Source organism: Agrobacterium sp. RC10-4-1, assembly GCF_014138475.1.
GTDB classification, from domain to species: Bacteria; Pseudomonadota; Alphaproteobacteria; order Rhizobiales; family Rhizobiaceae; genus Agrobacterium; species Agrobacterium pusense.
Genome location: NZ_JACJIT010000012.1, coordinates 32,494 through 53,789 on the forward strand (window position 1 = coordinate 32,494; position 21,296 = coordinate 53,789).

19 protein-coding genes are annotated in these 21,296 nt (G+C 57.6%); 7 read left to right on the plus strand and 12 right to left on the minus strand.

The features are described from left to right. Positions 1–46 precede the first annotated feature (46 nt). Entirely contained in the window at positions 47–712 is a 666-nt protein-coding gene (locus FHW77_RS25045) for a DJ-1/PfpI family protein (protein ID WP_135855770.1), read from the minus strand. 85 nt (positions 713–797) lie between these two features. Between FHW77_RS25045 and FHW77_RS25050 the strand changes: the two genes are divergently transcribed. Next, a complete protein-coding gene (locus FHW77_RS25050; protein ID WP_223215487.1) occupies positions 798–1,751 on the plus strand; it encodes a GlxA family transcriptional regulator in 954 nt (317 codons plus the stop codon). A 238-nt stretch (positions 1,752–1,989) separates the two neighbouring features. Continuing rightward, positions 1,990–2,205: a hypothetical protein gene (locus tag FHW77_RS25055; RefSeq protein WP_045531754.1), complete on the plus strand. Its 216-nt coding sequence runs from the start codon at positions 1,990–1,992 to the stop codon at positions 2,203–2,205. Positions 2,206–2,345: 140 nt separating this feature from the next. On the opposite strand, the gene FHW77_RS25060 is transcribed toward FHW77_RS25055, so the two are convergent. The 4 genes from FHW77_RS25060 to FHW77_RS25075 form a co-directional block, all read right to left on the minus strand. After that, positions 2,346–3,515, minus strand: a complete 1,170-nt coding sequence (locus FHW77_RS25060) for an MFS transporter (protein WP_182590933.1) — start codon at positions 3,513–3,515, stop codon at positions 2,346–2,348. Between the two features lie 256 nt (positions 3,516–3,771). Then, complete coding sequence (locus FHW77_RS25065; protein ID WP_286086160.1) at positions 3,772–4,044, minus strand: hypothetical protein; 273 nt, start codon at positions 4,042–4,044, stop codon at positions 3,772–3,774. 35 nt (positions 4,045–4,079) lie between these two features. Continuing rightward, entirely contained in the window at positions 4,080–5,963 is a 1,884-nt protein-coding gene (locus FHW77_RS25070; protein WP_182590934.1) for an ABC transporter ATP-binding protein, read from the minus strand. A 310-nt stretch (positions 5,964–6,273) separates the two neighbouring features. Then, positions 6,274–6,867 carry a nitroreductase family protein gene (locus FHW77_RS25075; RefSeq protein WP_182590939.1) on the minus strand — a complete coding sequence of 198 codons (594 nt, stop codon included), beginning with the start codon at positions 6,865–6,867 and terminating at the stop codon, positions 6,274–6,276. 403 nt (positions 6,868–7,270) lie between these two features. Between FHW77_RS25075 and FHW77_RS25080 the strand changes: the two genes are divergently transcribed. Then, the gene (locus FHW77_RS25080; RefSeq protein WP_107327374.1) at positions 7,271–8,170 is read left to right on the plus strand and encodes a LysR family transcriptional regulator; all 900 of its coding nucleotides are present in this window, start codon (positions 7,271–7,273) and stop codon (positions 8,168–8,170) included. A gap of 285 nt (positions 8,171–8,455) precedes the next feature. Here the strand turns inward: FHW77_RS25080 and FHW77_RS25085 are convergent, their stop codons facing one another. The 5 genes from FHW77_RS25085 to FHW77_RS25105 all read right to left on the minus strand — a co-directional run bounded on the left by FHW77_RS25085 (position 8,456) and on the right by FHW77_RS25105 (position 14,157). Continuing rightward, positions 8,456–8,974 (minus strand): hypothetical protein, encoded by a 519-nt coding sequence (locus FHW77_RS25085; RefSeq protein WP_107327373.1) that lies wholly within the window; start codon positions 8,972–8,974, stop codon positions 8,456–8,458. A gap of 244 nt (positions 8,975–9,218) precedes the next feature. After that, complete coding sequence (locus FHW77_RS25090) at positions 9,219–10,673, minus strand: aldehyde dehydrogenase family protein (protein WP_182590935.1); 1,455 nt, start codon at positions 10,671–10,673, stop codon at positions 9,219–9,221. Positions 10,674–10,798: 125 nt separating this feature from the next. After that, entirely contained in the window at positions 10,799–11,878 is a 1,080-nt protein-coding gene (locus FHW77_RS25095; RefSeq protein ID WP_107327371.1) for an MBL fold metallo-hydrolase, read from the minus strand. Between the two features lie 43 nt (positions 11,879–11,921). Next, positions 11,922–13,040 (minus strand): NAD(P)-dependent alcohol dehydrogenase, encoded by a 1,119-nt coding sequence (locus FHW77_RS25100; protein WP_112416855.1) that lies wholly within the window; start codon positions 13,038–13,040, stop codon positions 11,922–11,924. Between the two features lie 262 nt (positions 13,041–13,302). Then, positions 13,303–14,157: a pirin family protein gene (locus FHW77_RS25105; protein WP_112416856.1), complete on the minus strand. Its 855-nt coding sequence runs from the start codon at positions 14,155–14,157 to the stop codon at positions 13,303–13,305. Between the two features lie 205 nt (positions 14,158–14,362). Between FHW77_RS25105 and FHW77_RS25110 the strand changes: the two genes are divergently transcribed. From FHW77_RS25110 to FHW77_RS25125, 4 genes are all read left to right on the plus strand, one after another. Next, complete coding sequence (locus FHW77_RS25110; RefSeq protein ID WP_162702268.1) at positions 14,363–16,042, plus strand: MFS transporter; 1,680 nt, start codon at positions 14,363–14,365, stop codon at positions 16,040–16,042. A 123-nt stretch (positions 16,043–16,165) separates the two neighbouring features. Then, positions 16,166–17,266 (plus strand): Gfo/Idh/MocA family protein, encoded by a 1,101-nt coding sequence (locus FHW77_RS25115; protein ID WP_112416857.1) that lies wholly within the window; start codon positions 16,166–16,168, stop codon positions 17,264–17,266. Positions 17,267–17,391: 125 nt separating this feature from the next. After that, positions 17,392–18,408 carry an aldo/keto reductase gene (locus FHW77_RS25120; RefSeq protein WP_112416894.1) on the plus strand — a complete coding sequence of 339 codons (1,017 nt, stop codon included), beginning with the start codon at positions 17,392–17,394 and terminating at the stop codon, positions 18,406–18,408. A gap of 30 nt (positions 18,409–18,438) precedes the next feature. Beyond that, positions 18,439–19,416, plus strand: coding sequence for a LysR family transcriptional regulator (locus FHW77_RS25125; protein WP_112416858.1), 978 nt, complete (start codon positions 18,439–18,441; stop codon positions 19,414–19,416). Positions 19,417–19,469: 53 nt separating this feature from the next. Here the strand turns inward: FHW77_RS25125 and FHW77_RS25130 are convergent, their stop codons facing one another. Next, positions 19,470–20,189, minus strand: coding sequence for a L,D-transpeptidase (locus tag FHW77_RS25130; RefSeq protein WP_376784464.1), 720 nt, complete (start codon positions 20,187–20,189; stop codon positions 19,470–19,472). A gap of 127 nt (positions 20,190–20,316) precedes the next feature. Further along, complete coding sequence (locus FHW77_RS25135) at positions 20,317–21,234, minus strand: LysR family transcriptional regulator (protein ID WP_112416859.1); 918 nt, start codon at positions 21,232–21,234, stop codon at positions 20,317–20,319. Positions 21,235–21,296: the final 62 nt, after the last annotated feature.

The following is a 21,296-nucleotide window of genomic DNA, read 5'->3' on the forward strand; positions in this document are numbered from 1 at the left end:
CGCAGCAAAACTTTTTCCTGTTATTCCGCGCGTTTTTCAAAGACAGCTACTTCCCCACCAGCAACACCTCCCTTTCTTCTCGCGACCTTGCCATACGCTGACGGGCCGCCGCGACGATTTCCTTACGCGCCTGGCCGGGCAAACCGGCATTGAAGGGTGGTGCCGGTGCATATTCGAGCGACAGCTGGATTATCTCTGCCTCGTCCTGTCCCATCAGCTCGGCGATTACAGCAAGCCCGAAATCGATGCCCGACGTGACACCGCCTGCGGTGATCAGGCTGCCATCACGAACAACACGCTCATTCACCGCGTTCGCTCCAAACCGCTGCAGAAAGTCCATTGCGTTCCAGTGGGTAGCGGCCCGTTTCCCGGCGAGCAATCCCGCCTGACCGAGCACAAGTGAACCGGTACAGACCGAAGTAACGAAGCGCGCAGTGGCGGCCTGGGATCGCAGGAAATCCAGTGTCTCCTTGTCAGTCAGCAAAGGATTTACGCCACCGCCGCCAGGCACACAGATCACATCGTAGGCTGGCGCTTCCTCAAAGGCTCTGTCGGGTGTCAACCACAGTCCGGTCGACGCACGTATCGGCTCGGTCGTCTTCCAGACGAGATCGACCTGCGTATCGCGCGCCGAGGCGAATACTTCATAAGGACCCGTGAGATCGAGTTGCTGAACACCTGGAAAGCAAAGGATACCGAAACGAACGGTCATTGATTTCTCCTGTCTTGACGCGGTTAGTATCGCAGTAAATGCTGTGGCACGAATGCCAATAATCCCTCGTTTCAGGCCAATCTCGATGTTACGTCAAATCGAAATCCTTCTTTTCCCCGATGCTCAGGTGCTCGATGCTACCGGCCCCGCCCAGGTGTTCGCATCCGCCAACCGGCTGTCGCGGGCAACGGCTGGTGGGCTCTACGAAGTCACTTTGGTTGCGGAAGAGACGCAGGTCACATGCAACTCTGGCATAACGTTGGTGTGCAAGACCTTGCCAACGAACAAATCTGCGCCTGACACCGCCATCGTTGCTGGTGGCAGCGGCGTGAATGCTGCCTGCGACCGCGCACCGCTAATCGAATGGGTTCGCGATCGCGCACCCCGTGTCCGGCGAATGGCCTCGGTTTGTAGCGGCGCATTCCTGCTGGCGGAGGCCGGCCTACTGGACAGTCGCCGTGCCGTTACCCACTGGGGCCGGTGCGACGAGTTCACAAAACGATTTCCAAAAGTTCGGCTAGAGCGCGACCCGATTTTTTTGCGTGACGGTTCGATATGGACGTCAGCGGGCGTGACGGCAGGGATCGACCTTGCTCTGGCAATGGTGGAGGAAGATCATGGCCGCGCACTCGCTCTCACCGTCGCACGCGAGCTTGTGGTCTTCCTCAAACGGCCGGGAGGCCAGTCCCAATTCAGTGTGCCGCTCGGACTTCAGACAGTCGATGACAGGTTTATGGAACTCCACGCATGGATCGCCACAAATATTGCACGCCCCATCACGCTCGATATCCTCGCTGACCAGGCCGGAATGAGCCGCCGCTCCTTTGTCCGCCATTATCGGCAACGGACAGGTCGAACACCCGCTGAGGGCGTCGAGATGATCCGCCTGGAGAGAGCGCAGGGACTGTTGGAGACCGGCAGCTCCGTCGAAACGACTGCCCGGAAGTGCGGCTTCGGATCACCCGAAACGATGCGGCGGCTGTTCCTGCGCAGGTTGGGTGTGGGACCGAAAGAATGGCAGGAAAGGTTCCGCGGCTGATGCGGGTCTTCCTCCGGGTGAAGGCATTGGATCGGTACACGCCTGTTCCCTGACTTCGACGACGGCAATATCGCGACCAAGCAGTGGTTAGCTGAGAATCCCCTTAAATTGCTTTACCACGCCAACCGCGGGTCGGAACAACTCGGAATTTACATAAAATTTACGCTAAATCTTATCGGTTTGAACCGATCCGCCCATGCTACCGTTTCAGGCAAGTCGAAACGGGAGCCCGGCTGCGATGATCTGGAACTTGGAGAAGCTCGAACAAGAACGTCTCGACCTCATCGAGGTCATCGACAATCTCAAGAGGTGGGAACGTTTCTCTATAGACGACCGGCACATCATCTCATTGCAGATCACTGCACATATGATGCGGCTCAGCGAAATGGACGAGGACTTGGCACAGCTGCGAGGTCAGGACCATTCCAATGCGGACTGTCTGATCGCTATCTGACCCGCCATTTATAAAAATAGAGAAGCTTGATTGGCTAATCGGATAAAGGCTTCTTTAACTCGTTAATTACCCACTGCCGCAGATATTCGCCTCCTCGCCTGCCTCTCTGACGACCTTGAAACAAAGTTCTTCGGTAGCAATCACTCAGCTACGGTGCTCCAAGACCTCTTGCGGTTGAGTTGCCATAAAACCATAAAGGCCGTCGCACTGAGAACCCCAAGCGCCGCAAAGACCGCATGCGCTCCCATCCCCGCCATGAGCGCAGCCAATACCGGCGGCGCCAGTGCGTTGATCAGATTTATTGGCAGGGCAATGGTTGCCATTGCGGCGGCATAGTCGGCTTTCTCAAAGAAAACGAGCGGCATCGTGGCTCGGGCAACAGCGAAAGCCCCGCTTCCGACGCCGTATATTACCAGAAAGCCGGCCTCCGACAGGAAGCCGTGGCCGCCTATCAACATTACAGCGAGGCCGATTGTTATCATTGCGCCGGACACAATCCCGGTGGATAGCCCATCCCATCGTTGCCCACCCAGCAGGTCAACCACGCGTCCGCCCACTTTGAACACCCCCAGAAGCGAGGCAATCGTGACGGCTTTGGCAAGGTCCATTCCGGTCGCCTGCAAAAGTTGAATGCCTACAGCTTCAATGCCAAACGTCACGAAGCTGTTCAGAGCGATGGCGGTCACAAGAAGGGCAAAAACAGGACCCTTGCGAACACTTCCATTGTTGGTGGCCGGCGCGGTCACGGCACGGGTCGCTGGCAGGCCGATTAAAACAAGTGGGCAAATGACCAATGCCATGATGCCAGCGTAGACAAGAACTGTCGCACGCCATCCAACCACACCGTCGAGGAAGGCAGTGATGGGCCAGAAGACGCTACCCGCCAGACCCGTTACCAGCATCAGTGTACCGATAAGGCTTCGCGCCCTATCCCCTGCGTAATCCGCGATATAGGCATAGGCTGAGGTCGTCAGAAACATCGCGCCTGCAATCCCGATCAACACCCAAGCGGCCCAAAATACCCAAAGGTCCGGAGACAGCGCCAGCAGACAAAGCCCCGCCGCGATCATCCCGGCTCCGGTAGCCATAACAGAACGCGGTCCAAGTCTGCGAAACGCACGGCCTGTCCAAGGGGCAGCGAACCCCATAGCGACGAACATCACGGAGGTTCCGACAAAAATCATCGGCAGCGAGGTTCGGAATTCTACCGCGACCGTCGTCGCGATCACCGGCAAAACGCTCACCACGCCCCAACCGGTGATCTGGGTCAGCGCTAGGAGGAGTAACACAGAGAGGTGACGTTGCATCATTCACTGGTAGAGCCGAAGTGTGACGGTCAGATAACGACTACGGCAAAAGCAAATCGCTTACATCAGACATCAACATCCGAACCCGTGTGGAAAAAACCGCCTCTCCTTTCACTTACGCCACACAGTCCATTGCGACCTTGCTTATCGGTAAGTAGCGACGGCACTTTCAATCCCACGCACCAAGTCCTCATCAAACCATTTGATCATCTGCTGGATATCTTGTTGGGCGGGGGTCACTTCACCAGCATCCACCAATTCAATTGCAGCTTGGGACATTGCCAACAGAATGCGCGCTGCCTCCGGCTTGGGAGATTGACGCCGGTGTCGTGGCGTTCGCGTATGATCTGGTAGCGGAGCTTCTCCGGGGTGTCCACGCGGTCACCAGAAAATCATGGACGCTGACCTTTTGTCCGCCGATATCGATCATGGCCTCCCAGTCAGTCTCGGCATACTGCAGCGCCTCGATGCGTTCGCAGGCGTCGATTGGTGCATTCAGCATGCCTCTGACCGACTTCCAATCGGTTTTCATCGTAACCTCTTTACAAATGACGAAGCTCTCCGCTCTCAGCTTCGGTCCACCACCGCCTCCGACGTCACCCCCTCATCTTCGGGAATGAAGCCACCAATCTGGCGTTTCCAGAGCTGCGCAAACAATCCATCCTGCTCGACCAGTTCCTCGGGCCTTCCCTCTTCGACAATCCGGCCGTGATCCAGCACTATGATGCGATCCATCCGGGCAATGGTCGACAGGCGATGGGCGATGGCAATGACCGTTTTGCCCTCCATCACAAGATTGAGCTTGTCCTGAATGGCGGCCTCGGACTCGCTATCAAGGGCGGAGGTGGCTTCATCGAGGATCAGGATCGGTGCGTCTTTCAACAACACGCGCGCAATGGCGACCCGCTGGCGCTGCCCGCCGGAAAGCTTGATGCCGCGGTCTCCAACGAAGGCCTGATACCCTTTTCGTCCTTCGCTGTCGGTAAGATCGCCAATTAAGCCCTCCACCTTCGCCACTTTAGCCACCTTCTCCACCTCCTCCTGCGTTGCCTCTGGGCGCCCGTAGCGGATGTTGTCGCCTACCGACCGGTGCAGCAGGGCCACGTCCTGGGCAATCACCCCGATATTGCGGCGCAGGCTCATCTGCGTGACCTCGCGAATATCCTGCCCGTCGATGCGAATGGCGCCCTCCTGAATGTCATAGAAACGCAGGAGCAGATTGACCAGCGTCGTTTTTCCCGCACCTGATAGCCCCACAAGGCCGACTTTCTCCCCGGCGCGCACGGTCAGCGACAGATCATCTATCACCGGTCTGCCTGACTTGTAAGCAAAGCGGATATGGTCGAACTCGATGTTCCCATGCGAAACGCTCAGTTCCGCCGCGTCGGATCTGTCCGTAATCGTCGGCGGCGTCGTCATGACAGGCATGGCATCCTTGATCGTACCGATCGCCTGGAATATCTGCTGGCCCATCTGCAGGAAGGTGAATGTGTGCCCGGACAACCGCTGCAATATATAAACCGCGCCGACGAATTCTCCGACCGTGATGAAGCCTTTCACCAGACCGGAAAGCCCCACCGACAGGATCGCCAGCCACAACGCCATGTTGAGCGCAACCACCGCCAGCTCGGATGCGCGATAGACACGCTGTTCCCGATGCTGCGTCTGCACGGCTTTCATCAGTATGCGGCGGATTGCGCCTGCCTCGCTGTCCTCGGCGGCAAATTGCTTGATCATCTGCATGTTACTGTAGAGATCGGTGATCGCCCCCGAGACAAGGCTCTTTTGTTTCGCCGAGCGCCGTGACCGCTCTGAGAAGACCGGGGCAAGTTTGACGGCGAGAACTACATTGAGCACGATCCAAATGAACACCGGCAGCGCCAGTTGCCAGGACAAGGCGGCAAGGAGCGCAAGAGAGCCGATCATTTGCAACAGGAAACGCGGTCCGATCTGAAACGCGTTGATAATCTGCTGCTGAACGGCTGACGAGACCTGCGAAAGACGCGAGGCGACCTGCCCCGCATAAAGCTCATGGAAAAATGCCAGATCCTGCTGCTCCACGGCCTTGTGGCCCTGCCACTGTATGGCCGCCGGCATCGCAATGCCAAGCGTGTGGGAATTGAGCGTATTGAGAAGGAACGACGCTATGGGCATAGCGGGGAAAATCAACAACCCAAGCACGGTCAGCAGCGGCCATTCATTGCGCAGGAAAGCCGTTGCTCCCTGCGCCGTCACCCCATCGACGATAACGGACAGACCCCAGATGATCGAAAGATTGATGGCTTCCACCGCCATGGACGACAGGGCAAGAGCAATCAGGACGCCACGAAACATGGCAATGAAATGCAACAGCACCGCGACGGGGCCTTTCGACGGCAGTGGCCGAAAGGGAATGTCGAGCGGCCGTATCAGCGTCTCGAAGGGGCGGAAAATCGTATCTGAAATCGACATGGGCCTCTCGGATCGCGGTTTGGCATCGACGGGGAGGAATCAGCTACGCGTCCGGCATGGAACCATGCATGGCGTTCAATCTCAATTAGCGGCTTTGTTTTTTAGGATTGGAGCTCGTGGTTTGGGCTCGGTGTAATAACTGTTGGCCCAGTGAAAAAACTTTGTACAGCCGCGTTTCGTGACAACGCGCGGACCGGATGTCACGGTGGCAAATGCATCCGATGCCCGACAGTCCGATGGAACATGAGACACACCTCCGCCGATCCCTAGCTCTTGATGGCATTTGAACCTTGAAACTTCTTCGGCAGGTCTAGCGAAAGAAGCTTCGAAAGCGATCACCATCGGCGATAGTCGCCTTTGCTGGAAAAGGTGCCTCGTTGGAGCCGAACGGCATTTGCGCGCGTAACCGCCATGTCTCCGGTATGTCCCAATGCCTTTTGATCTTTGCGTCAACCAGCGGGTTGTAATGCTGAATACTGGCTCCAATTCCCACGCCGGCAAGCGCGATCCAGACCGAAAGTTGCGCCATCCCGGAGGCTTGCTCGGACCAATCTGGAAAGTGATCAGCGTACAAAGGCCACTGATCCTGTAATATCCTGACCACATTTCGGTCCTCGAAGAAAAGAACTGCGCCTGCTCCGGCAGCGAAGCTGTCGATTTTTCTGAAGGCGTGCATCTTAGGCTCTCCTTCAACGATATGACTCAACTCCGATTTCACGATGTTCCAGAGTTTCTGATTTTCATCGCGGTGCAGGATCACAACGCGCGAACTTTGCGAATTAAAGGCTGAGGGTGACAGGCGAACCGCCTCGCGAATAATTGCATCAATCTCTTTGTCAGAGAACGCGATGTTTTTGCCCAGAAAATACTGTGTCCGACGTTTAGCAAGAAGTTGCACCGTCATACTGCGGCTATCGGGATTATGCGTTGGGAGGTTCAATTTTCTCTCCTGGCTTTTCTATCAATTCAATCATGCGACCCCGATCGTGGAAAAAATAGGCTGCCAAAGCGAAACCCATTGTTGCGGAAAAAAGAACGATGCCAGCACCCTATGCAGCGTTATGCGATCCGCCAAGGTGAGGTCGATGCGGCAACGCTCCAATGAGCCGCTGCAGCCATACTGCTCGGTTTCCAGGGCGACGGCGGACACCGAATTTTACCAAGCACGGAACTTGCCCGTTTCGTTTATTCAGCTCGACCTGCAGGGGTCGCTGTAGGACGTCAGTGTGAGCACCGAACGTGGAGACTTGACAATTTCGCGCACCCGATGTTGCAGTAGCCGCACTTACCTGAGGGGAGAGTTGCTAATGTCGGAACCTGAGTCTGTCGAGATCTTGGACTTGATCTCCTTCATTCGGGTGGTCGAAACTGGGAGTATCGCTGGTGCGGCTAGCCGTTTGGGTATCGCTAAATCGATCGTCAGCCGCCGGGTCAGTCGGTTGGAGAATTTTCTAGGCGCAACGCTCCTCACACGTTCCCAAAAGGGAACAACCCTTACAGACGTCGGCCGCGAGTACCATGTACGAGCAGCATCTGGGTTGGCCGAACTGGAATCAGCGCAGGAGATGGTCGTAAGGTCGACGACCGAAGCATCTGGTCAGGTTAGAGTTTCGGTTCCCGTCGCTTTCGGAGAGTTCTGTCTCGCTCCGCTGCTGGCAGAGTTTGCCCTCCTCCACCCAAGGATCCATTTCGATGTCCGTTTTGAAGACCGTCAGCCGGATCTTGTCGCAGAGGCGTATGATTTGGCCGTACGGATCGGAAGCATACCCGATTCCGCGCTGATCACGAGAAAACTTGCAAAGGTACGTTGGGCTGTCGTCGCCAGTCCATCCTATCTGGAAGCCAGAGGGCGCCCCTCAAAGCCCGCTGAACTGGCTGCGCACAACGCCATACTCTACTCCTTCGATACGGTCAGCTGGCGTTTTCAAGGTCCGGATGGATGGGAACAAGTCCGCGTGAACTCACAATTCCGCACAGACAACGGTCAAATGATGCTTGCCGCGGCGCGCGGCGGACTTGGTATCGTGGTACTGCCCCTCTTCATGGTTCAAGAGTCGCTTGCCAGAGGTGAGCTCGAAGTCGTCGTCCCAGGCTATAGTCACGCGGGAGCAGATTTGCACATATTGATGCCACCAGCGCGCGCAGGCATCGCTCGAGTGCGCGCGCTGGTGAACTTCCTGTATGAGAAATTCGAACGTGAAATCTGATGCGTTCGCGGTCCTTCAAGGTCGATATGGCGACGGGATGCTAAAGACGAGGCACCCTTTCGAGCGACGAGCCTGAGCCTTAGAAAGCGGTTGGCGCTGCCATGGATCTGAGCGTTTCGCTGCTAAAGGTGGCTATGATAGCATGCTTTTACGGTCATTTGCCCGGAAGGCGACCGGCGGCGATCCTATCGCCGTTCTCTAAAGGTCATGACCTGCGATGAGAACCGAAAGGCCAGATGTGGTCATCGGAGAGCGCGGCCAAATGCAACGTATTGCAGAAGGTTTTCAAGAGACTTTTCCGATAAGGCGGGCGAGCGAAACCTTAGCCAAATCGCGGAATTCCTGCCCGACTTGCGAAAGTGGATCGGTGACGCTGACACGCGGCTTGACGGAGGCCGCTATACGATCGCGCAGATCGGGGTCGGAAATGCTGGCATGTTCGACCAGTGCGCGGATAACAGTGTCGGTTGCGAACTCCCGAGCGCTTTGCGCAAGGGCAGATTTCTCGCGTCTCTCTATTTCGAGCTCCGCATGGCTCTCTGCCTTTCGGCGTCTCGACCGAATTCCGCGTTCTTTTTCCCAATAGCGGGCCGTGCCGCGCCCCAAATAGAGTATTTCCCATGCGTGGTCTGGATCACCACCCTTGGCCGTGTCCGCATTCGCACCACACAGGTGCAAAAACAGCTGACGCATGGCGGCATCCGCGAAGTAGGCTTGGGCGGTGGTTGGTGGTCCAAGTGGCTGAAATGCAGCCTCCGATTCCTTTGCCGCCTGGATGATGGCTGCATGTATCGCATCCATCATAGTTCTTTCCGCCTGCATCAAAGCGTCGACCTTGTCTTGCAAATCATTATCCTCTCGGAAGTTGCTGTATTCAATCAGAGGAGATGCCGACCAATTTTGTCAGATGTCTGCATCGGTCAGCCAAACTGGATTGGTAACATTAAGTGGAGATTACGCCGGAAGACCGAATGCGAATTTCAATTGAAGCTCCAGCAATCGATGCGCTGCCTTAAAGGAAGCACACCTTCTGACCAACTGGCTCCTTTTATCGCAACAAACCCGGCTTAAGAGCGATGTGCTTGTACTCGATAAAGTCCTCGATTGCGGCAACGCCGTTCAGCCTCCCGAGACCGGATTGCTTGAAGCCACCCTCCTCCGTCCCGTCATACACCTTGGCCCAGTCGTTGATGAACACGCTTCCCGCTTCAAGCGCCTGTGCGACCCGTAGCGAGCGATCCAGGTCGCGCGTCCAGATCGAGGCGGACAGGCCATAGTCGTTATCGTTTGCCAGCACGACGGCTTCCCGCTCATCTGAGAACCGCTGGATGGTTATCACAGGACCGAATGTTTCCTGCTGGACGACCGGCAGGCCGTTGTCGGAAACCTCCAGCATCGAAGAGCGAAAAAAAGCACCTTTCGCCAAAGGGCCTTGTGTCACGGGACCTCCTCGAACGACTGCAGTTGCACCCGCTGACAGCGCATTTTTCACCACGTTATCGACGCGGGCGACGTTCTGCTTGTCGATTAGCGGCCCCATGTCGCTCGCCGGATCGGATGCCGCCCCGACTTTGACGGCACGCAGCCGTTCGGCGAGGCCGTCGCGGACCCGTTCGTAGATCGAATTCTGTACGAGCAGCCGCGAGCCCGTCATACAGAACTGGCCGGCAAAGATGGTCAGTGCCTTTTCGAGAACCGGTAGCGTGGCGTCGATATCAGCGTCGTCAAATACGATCATCGGAGCCTTGCCACCGAGTTCCAACCCGAACCGCTTCATCCTCTTCGCACCGACGGCGCCGATGGCACGGCCGGTTTGCGTGCTTCCCGTGAAGCTGATTGTCGGCACATCGGGGCTTTCAACCAGACGCGCTGCGCCCTCCGAACCGCTTTCGATGAACATGTTCAAGATACCGCCCGGCAGGTCGTTCGCTTCCGCGAGGATCTCGGCAAGGACGCTGGCGATCTGCGCTGCCTGGCCGGGCATCTTAACGACGACCGCGCAGCCGGCAGCAAGTGCCGGAGCGAAGGAGCGGACCGCAAGAATGACGGGAGAATTCCAGGGAACGATAATCCCCGCTACTCCCATCGGCTGGCGCAGAATCACGGAGAGGCTGCCGGGCTTGGGCAATGTCGCCCGCCCTGCCTCCGTACGAGCCATAGCAGCCCAGTATCGAAGCTTGCTCGGACTACCATCGATCTCCAGCGCCGCCTCGCCGAGCAGTTTGCCGTTTTCAAGCGAGAGGATGTCGATCAGGCGCTCGCGATTTCGCTCGACTGCCGATGCCATCTGATCGAGCACCCTTGCACGAAGCTCAGCATCGTCGCGCCAGGCGGTTTCGCGGAATGCGCGTTTTGCGGCTTCGATGGCAGAGTGCGCGGCCGCTCCGCCATCATCGGGATAATCTCCGATCGTCTCATATGTCGCTGGATCGATGGAGCGGCCGCGTTTGGAAGACGAGACAAAGGTGCCGTCGATCCAGTTATGTGCGGAAATCGTGGTCATTGACTTGTCTTTCTGACGTTGCAAGGGTGCGCGAGATATGACCCGCCCTTTGAGTGGCGACCTCCGCATATATCGGGGCAGGCCTTGCCCGCCCGATTCCGGGTTGGGGTGGCGGACGAACCCGGTTAGGTCAGGAACGGTGGCGGATTTTCGCCCCGCAAACGATAATTCGGCCGGGGCCTTTCCAGGCGGATAGATTCCAGCACGGTATAGGCGTGGTATTTCGTCTGGGTCGTCACGCCGGCAAGCCGCTCGGACCAGAGCTGGCCATTGCTGCTCTTCTTTTCCAGGACGTATTTCGTGGCGAAATTGGCCATAGAATTGATCCAGTTCTCGGTGCCGGAAAACACCTGGTCCCAGCCGGCGCCCTCCAGGATGCTCACGAGCGCATCCGACCGACTGAATCGAGCCACGGCCGCCTGCGCTCCGTCGAGGACGTCCTGAAAATATTCGATTGAAGCCGCGACCGTTTCCGGCGTCCCGTACTTCATGTGATGGCCGGCGACGAGGAAATCGAAGTCATATTCCATCAGTTGCTTCTGGGCTTCGTACCAGCCAGTGATATTTTGCGATGCGTCGCAATGCATGAAGGTGGCGCTGCCGGGGCTGACGATATCGATGACGGTCAGTACCTTTTGCGCCGGCGCATAGATGAAGATATTGCCGGGGCAGTGGTTCTCGCCCTTGTAGGAGAGTTCCAACGTCACCCCGCCGACGACAAGCAGATGATCCTTGTGGAATGTCAGGGTTGGCACCGGTCGGTTTGGATCGGGGAACCGCTCCAGCAATTCCCTGGTGATGTCGTGCGCGACGATCTCGACATCCGGCCCGAAAACCGAAGCGGCACCGATGTGATCGGTGTGCCAATGGCTGTAGATCACGTGCGTTACCGGCTTGTCAGTAACGTCTTCGATCGCGGCCAGCATGTTTTCACCGATCGTCGGCGGTGCGTCGATAGCGACGACACCATCGCTGGTCACGACGAAGGCCGCGTCATAGCCGCCGCTGGTAACCCAATAGAAACCGCCACGAAGCTCCTCGACATGGTAGCCGAGCCTCTGGAAGCGGTCGGAGGAGAAATACTCAGGATAATATCCCGGCGGATCAGCCGGGTGCTCCCCGGCCTCCGGAAAGCCGTAATGGTCGATCCCGAAAAAGTTGGGCTCGTCGGTCGCTCTGATCAGCTTCTGGTGTCGGTCGCACATTTACTCAATCCTCAATGTTCGCAATATCGAAAGAAGTGGGTGGTTAAGCGGCTTGCGGGGGAAAGCGCAGGACAGCCTTGATCACGCGCCCCGCCGCGACATCGTCAAACGCCCCGTTGATGTCGGCGAAGTCGTAGAAAGTGAGCAGCCTGTCGAAGGGGAAACGGCCGCTTCGATAAAGACCGACCAGTTCCGGGATCATCAGGCCGGAAATGGCATCGCCTTGGATAATCCCGATGAGGCTTTGCCCTACCGTGAGCCGGGATGCGTCGACAACCGCGCCCGAATGGCCGTTGAAGGCGACGAAACCGAACTGCCCCATCGGAGCAAGAGCGCCGATGCCGGCATCGAGGTTCTCCTTCCGGCCGCTCGTGTCGAGGACGTATTCGACGCCGCGAGAAGCGATATCCCTGATCGCCGAGGCAACATCGGTTTGCTCACGCGGGTTGACGCAATGCGTCGCGCCGAGGTCGGAAGCGAGTTTCAGCCGTTCGGTACTGACATCGACGGCGATAACGACAGCCGCATCGGCAATCTTTGCAGCCATGACCGCCGCCAGGCCGACTGCCCCTACACCGAAGATGGCGATAGATGCGCCTACCGGCACGTTGAGCGCCTTCAAGACGGAGCCGGCGCCGGTCTGAAAGCCGCAACCGAGCGGCCCAAGCAGTTCAAGCGGCACGTCGTCCGGGACCTTGACGGTATTGCGCTGGTGAGCGAGCGCATATGTGGAGAATGAGGACTGACCGAAGAAGTGCGCATTGAGCCTGTTCCCGTCGGACGCTGCAACGCCGATCGTTCCATCGAGCCTGGCGCCGGCGAAATTCGTTTCCCAGACGTGGTCGCAGTAGGCCGCATGGGAAGACATGCAGGGCTTGCAGTGGCCGCAGGAGTGATAGGAAAGAACGACATGATCGCCGGGCTTGAGATGCGATACGGTCGATCCGACGCGTTCAACGATGCCGGCGCCTTCGTGGCCGAGGATCGCGGGGAGCGGCGTCGGCATGAGCTGTTGCCTGACATGCGCATCGGTTGCACAGATGCCCGTAGCAACCATGCGGATGAGCACTTCGTCGGGGCGCGGCGCCTCAAGCTTCACTTCACGGAGGATGAAGGGGCCGTTTTTTTCTTCCAGTACGGCTGCGGTGGCGGATTGGGTCATCTGTTCCTCCATGGGCTGATTGTGGATGCCGGGGCGAGTGATCCCGCTCACGGACCAGGGGCGATCCATGTTCGGAAGGCTTGATGAAATCCGCTTGAGTTTCGAACGAGTGGTGGTGAAGCGGCTTGTGTTCTCAGCCCGTTTGCGGGTCTGCTGTTCGCAAACATATCCGTGCTGTCGAACGGCTAAAGACAGCAATGGCGGAACGTCGGGTTGCTGATAACGAAACCCCTTGTGGTTTCGTGGCGGCTGGAAAGCGAGGTCAGGCAGGTCGCATCGTGCCGGCATTCGGGAATTTGCCTTGGCGGTATGCGGCATAGTAGCCGGCAAGCTCCTCTTTGGAGCCTGCGATAAATGGGCCTTGTGCTGCGACATGGATTTTTTGCGGTTGGCCTGCATACAAAAGCACGCGCGCGCCATCTTCACCCGCTTTCAGCCTTATGGCGCTTTCACCGTCAGTTGCCACCGGATTGGTCCAACCGACCTTATCCGTCGTTAGCGTCGTCGCTCCGGTGCCTGCTTCGATTTCGCCGGCGATGACCACCACAAAGCCATTATAGGATGACGGCAAAACCTGCTCAAACTCGGCTCCCGCCTCAAGCCGAATGTCGACCAGGGTTACGGGCACGGCATTCTTCGTCGACGCGACGATCCCTGCCGAGCGGCCGCTGTAAACGGTCGCCACGAAGCCATCGCCGCGGTGTCCCGGCATTTTATCGCGCCTCAGGATCTGCACCCTTGGCGCCATATTGCGGTCCTGCTCGGGAAGAACCAGCCATAGCTGAAACAGACGCATTCCTGTCGAGACCTGGGCATCTTCCGAATGGACGATGCCGCTTCCGGCGGTCATCCACTCCACATCGCCCTCAATTAGACGCCCACCGGTATCTGCCATCGTGCCGTCAAGCATGAACGTAACAGTCTCCAGGCCGGCATGTGGGTGGGCCTCGCCGAATTGCCCCTCTCCGGTCACATGGTCGTCCGCCATCAAGAAGAACGGATCAGTTGCGGAAAAATCTCCTGGCGCGACGACGAGGGCCGCCTTGTGCCGCTCGCCTGCGAAACCGGGCCCGAGAGGCGGTGTCGTCGTAATCCTGCTGATGGACCTGTGAAGCATCTTTGCCTCCTGAAGTTAAGGGCGCCCATCCGCTCTATTGCGAGTGAAGGGCGCCTCGAATGATGTCGCTGATTTTGAGCGAATGGCTGCTCGCAGCAAGTCGCGATAGTTCGAACCTTATGTTGCCAAACCAGCAACGCCGCAGGCCATCGAAGTTGGGTTAGACTGCGGCGGATTGATGCGGTCAATCGAACAAGAGAGCACGATGATGAGACTGACGCGACGAGTTGGCAGCTTTTTCCGTGAGGAAACATGGGACTTTCCCGAGCATGAAAGACCAGTCGTCGCTGGGTCGCCGGCGACGCCTGAGCATGCCCTGACGCTGCGGACCGCCTATGCCCTCGTTGCAATTCTGGTCGGCCTGACAGGCGGGCTTGGCAACGCGCTGGTCATGGTCAACATCACGGAACTACAGGCAGGCTTGGCGTTGAGCTCCGTTCAAGCGGCCTGGCTGCCAATGGCCTATGCCATGACCAATATTTCCGCCAATATGCTGCTGATCAAGCTCCGGCAGCAATATGGCCTGCGTGTATTCACGCAGCTTGCCCTTGGCCTGTATGCCCTCCTCTCCCTTACCCATCTGTTGACCGCAGATCACTGGCTCACACTTGCCATCCGGGCTGCAAGCGGCTTTGTTGCGGCGGCGTTAACGCCGTTGTCCTTGTTCTACGTGATGCAGGCCCTTCCAGGCCGTTGGCGCATCCGGGGCCTCATACTTGGCCTTGGTATCTCGCAATGCGCGTTCCCGCTCGCAAGCGTCGTCTCGCCATGGCTGTCTGTCAGCGCGCATTGGCAGTCGATATTTCTGTTCGAAGCCGGGCTTGCATTTCTCTCCTTCGCCGCCGTCGGTGCATTCCGGTTGCCACCCGCCGAGCGAGAGCGAGCATTCGAACCTTTGGATTTCCTCACCTTTCTGCTCTTGGGTGGTAGCCTCGCTATGATTGCAGCAGTGTTGGGGCTCGGACGACTGGAAGGATGGTTCGAGGCGCCTTGGATAATCTGGTTTCTGTCGCTTGCGCTTCCAGTGATCATCACCGCGCTAATACTCGAGAACGGCCGGACCACACCTCTCCTCAACCTGCGTTGGCTTGGGAGCGGTGATATTGTCCGCTTTGGTTTTGCAATTCTCATGGCCAGGATCGTCCTTGCCGAACAGAATGTTGCAACCGGATTTTTAACGGCGCTGGGAGGCAGCGACGAACACCTCAGAGCACTTTCGATCGTCACCTTTGTCGGCGCTGTTGCGGGCGTGATCGTGAGCGCAATAACGGTAAATGTCGAAAAACTGGCGATCCCCATGACGCTGGCGGTCACCGCGATAGCTGCTGCGACACTTGCCGACAGCTCCGCCACGAGCCTTGACCATCTGCCCTGGTTTTACCTGTCCCAAGCGGTGATCTCATTCGCCGCCATGTTTTTTCTTGGGCCAGCGCTGGTGTTAGGCATCACGAGCGCGCTGCAGAAAGGCAGCCGAGAACTCTTGAGTTTCACCGTCCTGTTTGGGGCAGTCAATTCGATGGGCGCTCTCACCGGCCAGGCCCTGTTCGGCGCCTGTATCGACGGCATCGCGATTGCTTCCCAAAATTGGGTCCTTGCCCAACAAAACGCCTTGCGCCTGGCGGCGGTGTTGGCTTTCTTAACCGCGGCCTATCTGGCTGTGCTCCTCGCAATTCGCATTCGCCATAAGCTGGCGGAAATTCGCCGTGATAAACACATGTCCACTAACGGTGCTGCCCATATCGATCCGGTTGGTCCGACCAAGCGGCAGTCAGGAATGCCTTGGCACCCGCCGACGCTTTCGTTTCAGGCGCGAGTGGTCTTGAGCGCTATTGCGACAACCGGGGCAATACTTCTTTTGGTCGCAGTGTGGCCGCAGGAGCGGTAGGTGATATCCACCGCGTGGATGTTCGCTCATACTATTTATCGATTTCATCGCAGTGCCGGGGGTCGATTACATCTTGCCCAGGACGCCGGGGAGCGTTCGGTAACGTGACCTGGAGCATTACAGATGTCGGATAAGAAATTTCGCGTGGGTATTATTGGAGCGGACACTCACGCAAGTTGGGCGGGCGCATCGCATGTGCCAGCCCTGGCGTCACAACCTCACCTGACGCTGGCGGCAGTCGCGACCCGACGCGAGGAAAGCGCCAAGGCGGCGGCCGAAGCATTCGGCGCAGAACTCTGGTTTGCCGATCCCTATGCGATGATAATAGATGAGAGCATTGAGGTCATCACGGTCGCCGTGAAAGTGCCGGCACACAAGGAGCTCGTGATGGCCGCCCTGCAGGCGGGCAAATCGGTCTATTGCGAAGCGCCTCTGGGCGCAACGCTGTCGGAAACAAACGAGATGGCTGCGGCAGTGGGGTCTTTGCATACCGCGATCGGCCTGCAAGGCCGGCATAATCCTGCGGTCCGGCGTGCGGCCGAACTGGTCGGTTCAGGAAAACTCGGGCGCTTGATGTCCGCACGTGTCGGCGCGACCACATTCGGCTACGGTCCTCAATCTCCAAGCGTGTACGACTATTTCAACAAGGCCGCTTCCGGCGCCAGCTTCATGACGATTACGGCAGGCCACGTGCTGGACGTCATCGAGGCAGTGCTCGGTAACATTACCGAGGTCGATGCGCGCACGGAGTTGCTCTGGCCGGAGATCGAGATCGTCGATACAGGTGAGACTTCGAAGCGAGAGGTTCCGGATCATCTCGATCTGATTGCAAAGACGGCAAGTGGTGCGCCTGTATCCGTGCAGATTCTGGCTGGCGTCCCTGCAGAAGACGCGAGTTTCGTTTTTGAGATCCGTGGCTCGCAGGGCTCGCTTATGCTCACCGGCAATCACCTGGCAGGCGTACAGGTCGGAGACATTTCAATTTCGTCAAGCCTGGAATTTGCTGCGCCCGACAGGCCGGTCTCCAATGGTGTCGGCCCAACAGCCGCCGATTTCTGGGCAGGAGCCGCTATCAATGTCGGGGAGGTTTATGCGTCCCTGGGGCGGGATCTGACGAATGGTACATACACCACTCCAGGTTTCGACCATGCCCGCCATAACAGCCGTTTGATCGCAGCCGTCGAGCTTGCGGCAAGAACTGGCGAACGGCAACACCTTGTTTGAGGTGTCGCAGAATGGCTCGGTTCGCACAGGATGTCGAGCCGGCCGTTAGCGCGCCAATTGGGAATACGCTCAACAAAAGCCATCGCCGCCGGCCAATCTCGGAAATTAAAAAGAAGGACCACATCATGCAAATGCGCAAGCTCGGTGAGAGCGGGTTGTTCGTGTCGGAATTGTGCTTCGGCGCCATGACGTTCGGCGGGACGGACGGATTATGGGGCAAGGTGGGAAGACTGGGTCAGGAGGATGCCGATGCACTGGTCAAGGCCGCTCTCGACGCCGGCATAAACCTGTTCGATACAGCAAATGTCTATGCCCGCGGACGTAGCGAAGAAATACTGGGACGCTCGCTGAGGAACCTTGGCGTGTCGCGCAGAGATGTCGTGATCGCCACCAAAGTCGCCTCCGCCATGGGTGACGGACCGAACCATCGCGGCGCTTCGCGTGGTCATATAATCTCCGAATGCCGGGCAAGCCTCGGCCGGCTGGGTGTGGATTACATTGATCTATACCAGATTCACGCCTTCGATTCCGCGACGCCGATCGAGGAAACGCTGGAGGCGCTCGACACACTCGTCAGGGCCGGCGATGTTCGCTACATCGGCCTTTCGAACTGGGCCGCGTGGCAGGTCATGAAGGCGATCGGGATAACACGCGCCAGAGCTCTCGCGCCCGTTACATCACTGCAGGCATATTATACGCTTGTCGGGCGCGATCTGGAACGGGAGATTGGCCCGCTGCTCTCATCTGAACGTGTTGGCCTCATGGTGTGGAGTCCACTTGCCGGCGGCTATCTCACCGGAAAGTACTCCGCCGGTGGTAACGCAGCAGGCGGCCGACAGACGGAATTGGATTTTCCACCCATCGATCGCATCCGGGGGGAGCCCCTGATCGCGATCCTTAAAGCCGTCGCGGAGAAACACGGCGCTAGCCCGGCTCAGATCGCGATCGCCTGGTTGCTGAAGCAAAGCATCGTCTCGACCGTCATCGTCGGTGCCAAGCGCGTCGAGCAATTGCAGGAAAACATTCGGTCCGCATCGATTGCGCTGGACGATACCGACTTGGCGAAGCTCGATGAGGTCAGTCGTCTGCCTGTCGAGTATCCGGGTTGGTTGCTGAATGACGGAAACGGACATTCGCGCTGACGCGGAAAAGATGCTTGAGATCGATGAAGGATGAGTTTAATTATCCATTCCATGAATTTACACGGTATCGATCTCAATCTTCTCGTTGCCTTTGATGCCCTCAATTCCGAGCGCAATGTGACACGCGCCGGAAGCCGTATTGGCCGGACCCAGCCGGCCATGAGCGCGGCTTTGTCGAGATTGCGGTTTCTGCTGCGGGACGAATTATTCGTTCGCGGGCCTAACGGACTTCAACCTACACCGCGAGCGGTAGAACTTGCCGAACCGATCTCACTTGCTCTGCGGGACATCCAGCGGACATTGCAATTCACGCAGGGTTTTGATCCCGGCAAATCGACCGTATCTTTTTCCATTGCCGTTTCGGCACATGCAGGTTCAGTCATATTGCCGCGCCTCCTGTCGCTGCTTGAGGAAAAAGCCCCCGGAATTGATATCAAGGTCAGGGATTATAGCAGCCGTGATGACGCGGTTTCCCTGCTCGACAGCGGCGGCGTTGATCTGACGGTCGGCATTCCCCCCACGCCCACGAGCCGAATCCTGAGTGCCCGGCTTTTCCAGGAGCGGTTCGTTTGTATCCTTAGGAAGGATCATCCAATCCTCGGCCGCCCTTTCGATCGCGAGACTTTTCTGTCTCTGAGGCATATTCTGGTGGCACCCGATAATGAGGGACTGGATGTCGCCGATGCCGCACTGGCTTCGAAGAATTTCAGGAGGCGGGCGGCCGTGACTATTCCCCATATGCACGCCGCGCCGGCATTGGTTGCATCGTCGGATATGGTCGCGACCGTCATCGAAAGCGTGGTTGCTCATTCAGGCTTTGCGGAGCGTCTTGCAGTCTTCGATTTCCCGCTCCCCCTAAACCCTGTCCCATTCGTGCTGTCCTGGCATCGTCGCAATGACGGGCACCCGGCCCAGCAATGGCTGAGAAACGGTCTGCTCGCGGCGTTTCCCCACGTGTGGCTCTCTTCAGAAAATATCTGCAGCGATCTTGCCCCGCAGTATTACTAGGCGGCCATCGTACCGCGGCAAGCAGCTTAGAACGCGTCACGATCAGTTTGCCATCACACGGCCATCGGCGTCTGATGCACGACTATTGGCGCATGAAACGGAACGCGGTCGTAAAGGTCAACGATGTCCTGGTTCATAAGGCGGACGCAGCCGGATGAAACAGCCTTGCCGATGGATTGCCATTCGGGATTGCCATGGAGACGATACAGCGTATCTTTTCCGTTCTGGAAAATATAAAGGGCGCGAGCGCCGAGCGGGTTATGCAGCCCAGGATCCATCCCTCCGTTTGCGACAGAGTATTTTTCCAGTTCGGGTTGCCTTGCAATCATCTCGCTTGGCGGCTTCCATCTTGGCCAATGCTGACGCCAGTGGATATACCCGTTCCCTTCCCATGAAAATCCGTCGCGCCCGATGCCAACGCCATATCGTAACGCAGTTCCGCCGTTTTCCACCAGATAGAGAAATCGCCTTGGCGTATCGACGACAACAGTTCCCGGCGCCTCGCCGGTCGGGTCGGCAACGCGCTGCCTGAGATATTCCGGGTTCATTCGCTCGAAAGGAACTGCAGGAACGACATGTCCCCCGTCCTCAAATGCAGCGTAACGGGAAGCGAGATCCGGGTCGACCGGTGAAGGCTGCGGAGTGGCAATGGGCTGGGGCGAGCCTGACGCCGATCTTTCTTGGACTGTCGTGCATCCGCCGAGTATGACCGGCGCGGCTAAAGAGCCGACTATGAACGTACGACGGGATATGAAACTGTTTCGGTTCTGCATCATGGAAGGCGACTTTCGGGTTGCGGCTGGCACACGTGCTTGCATCGCACGGTATCCTCCAACAGAGGGAATATTCCATATCTGCATGAGTGATAGCCGTCATAACCGTTGGCTATGCCATGGGCCACTACCGCTGCACCGGGGAGATCCCGTCAATGTTCCTGAGCCGCGGCATAACAAAGTCCGTAAATGCCCGGACGACCGGTCGCATGAACTTTGTGGACGGATAGGCGAGAAATGCTTCGGTAGATCGCAGCCAATATTCGGGAAGCACCCTTACAAGCTCGCCGCTGGCCAACAAGTCCAATACGAGGTTCTTCTGCACAAGTCCCACACCCCGTCCTCGTAAAAGTGCTGCAATCATGACATGCGCATTGTTCGTTATGAGCAATGGCCTGACGGTGACGTCTTCGGCCCGCGCATCAGGTCCCAACAGGGAAATAGTATTGCGCTGGGCAAGCATCTTCGGAGTGCCAATAACCTCAAGCTCTGAAAGTCGTCCCGTGTCGTCAATCTGCCCTACCTGTTGCAGGTAGAGAGGGGAAGCGACGAGAAATCGCTCCACCCATCCGATGCGGCGTGCGATGACGTCCTGATCCTCGATTTTCCCGTAGTGAACTGACAAATCGAAATTATCATAGACCAAGTCGACTGTGCGCTCGTCGAGAGCCAGTTCGACGGAAATCCCGCAATACTTATCCTGAAATTCCCCGACTATCCGTTCGAGATGACCAACACCAATGCAGGATGGGGCGTGAATTCTCAGATTGCCTTCGATTTCACCCGTGTTGATGCGAACGCCCTCCAGCGCCGCGTCGATCGATGCGATCGCAATGCGGCTGGCTTCGTATAATTCGAGTCCATGGGCCGTCGGGCGAACGATTTTTGAAGAGCGCTCCAGAAGCCTGGCTTGAACGTGCCGTTCGAGGTTCGAAATATGCTTCGTGACCGCCGGCTGCGTTACCCCCAGGTCCCGTGCCGCAGCAGTAATCGACCCCTTCTCGACGGTGCGGATGAAGGCTTTTAAAGCAACGTTGATATCCATGATATTGCTCTTGATTATGATTGACCCCAGCCATAACCAGATGTTTGGAATATGGCTTGATG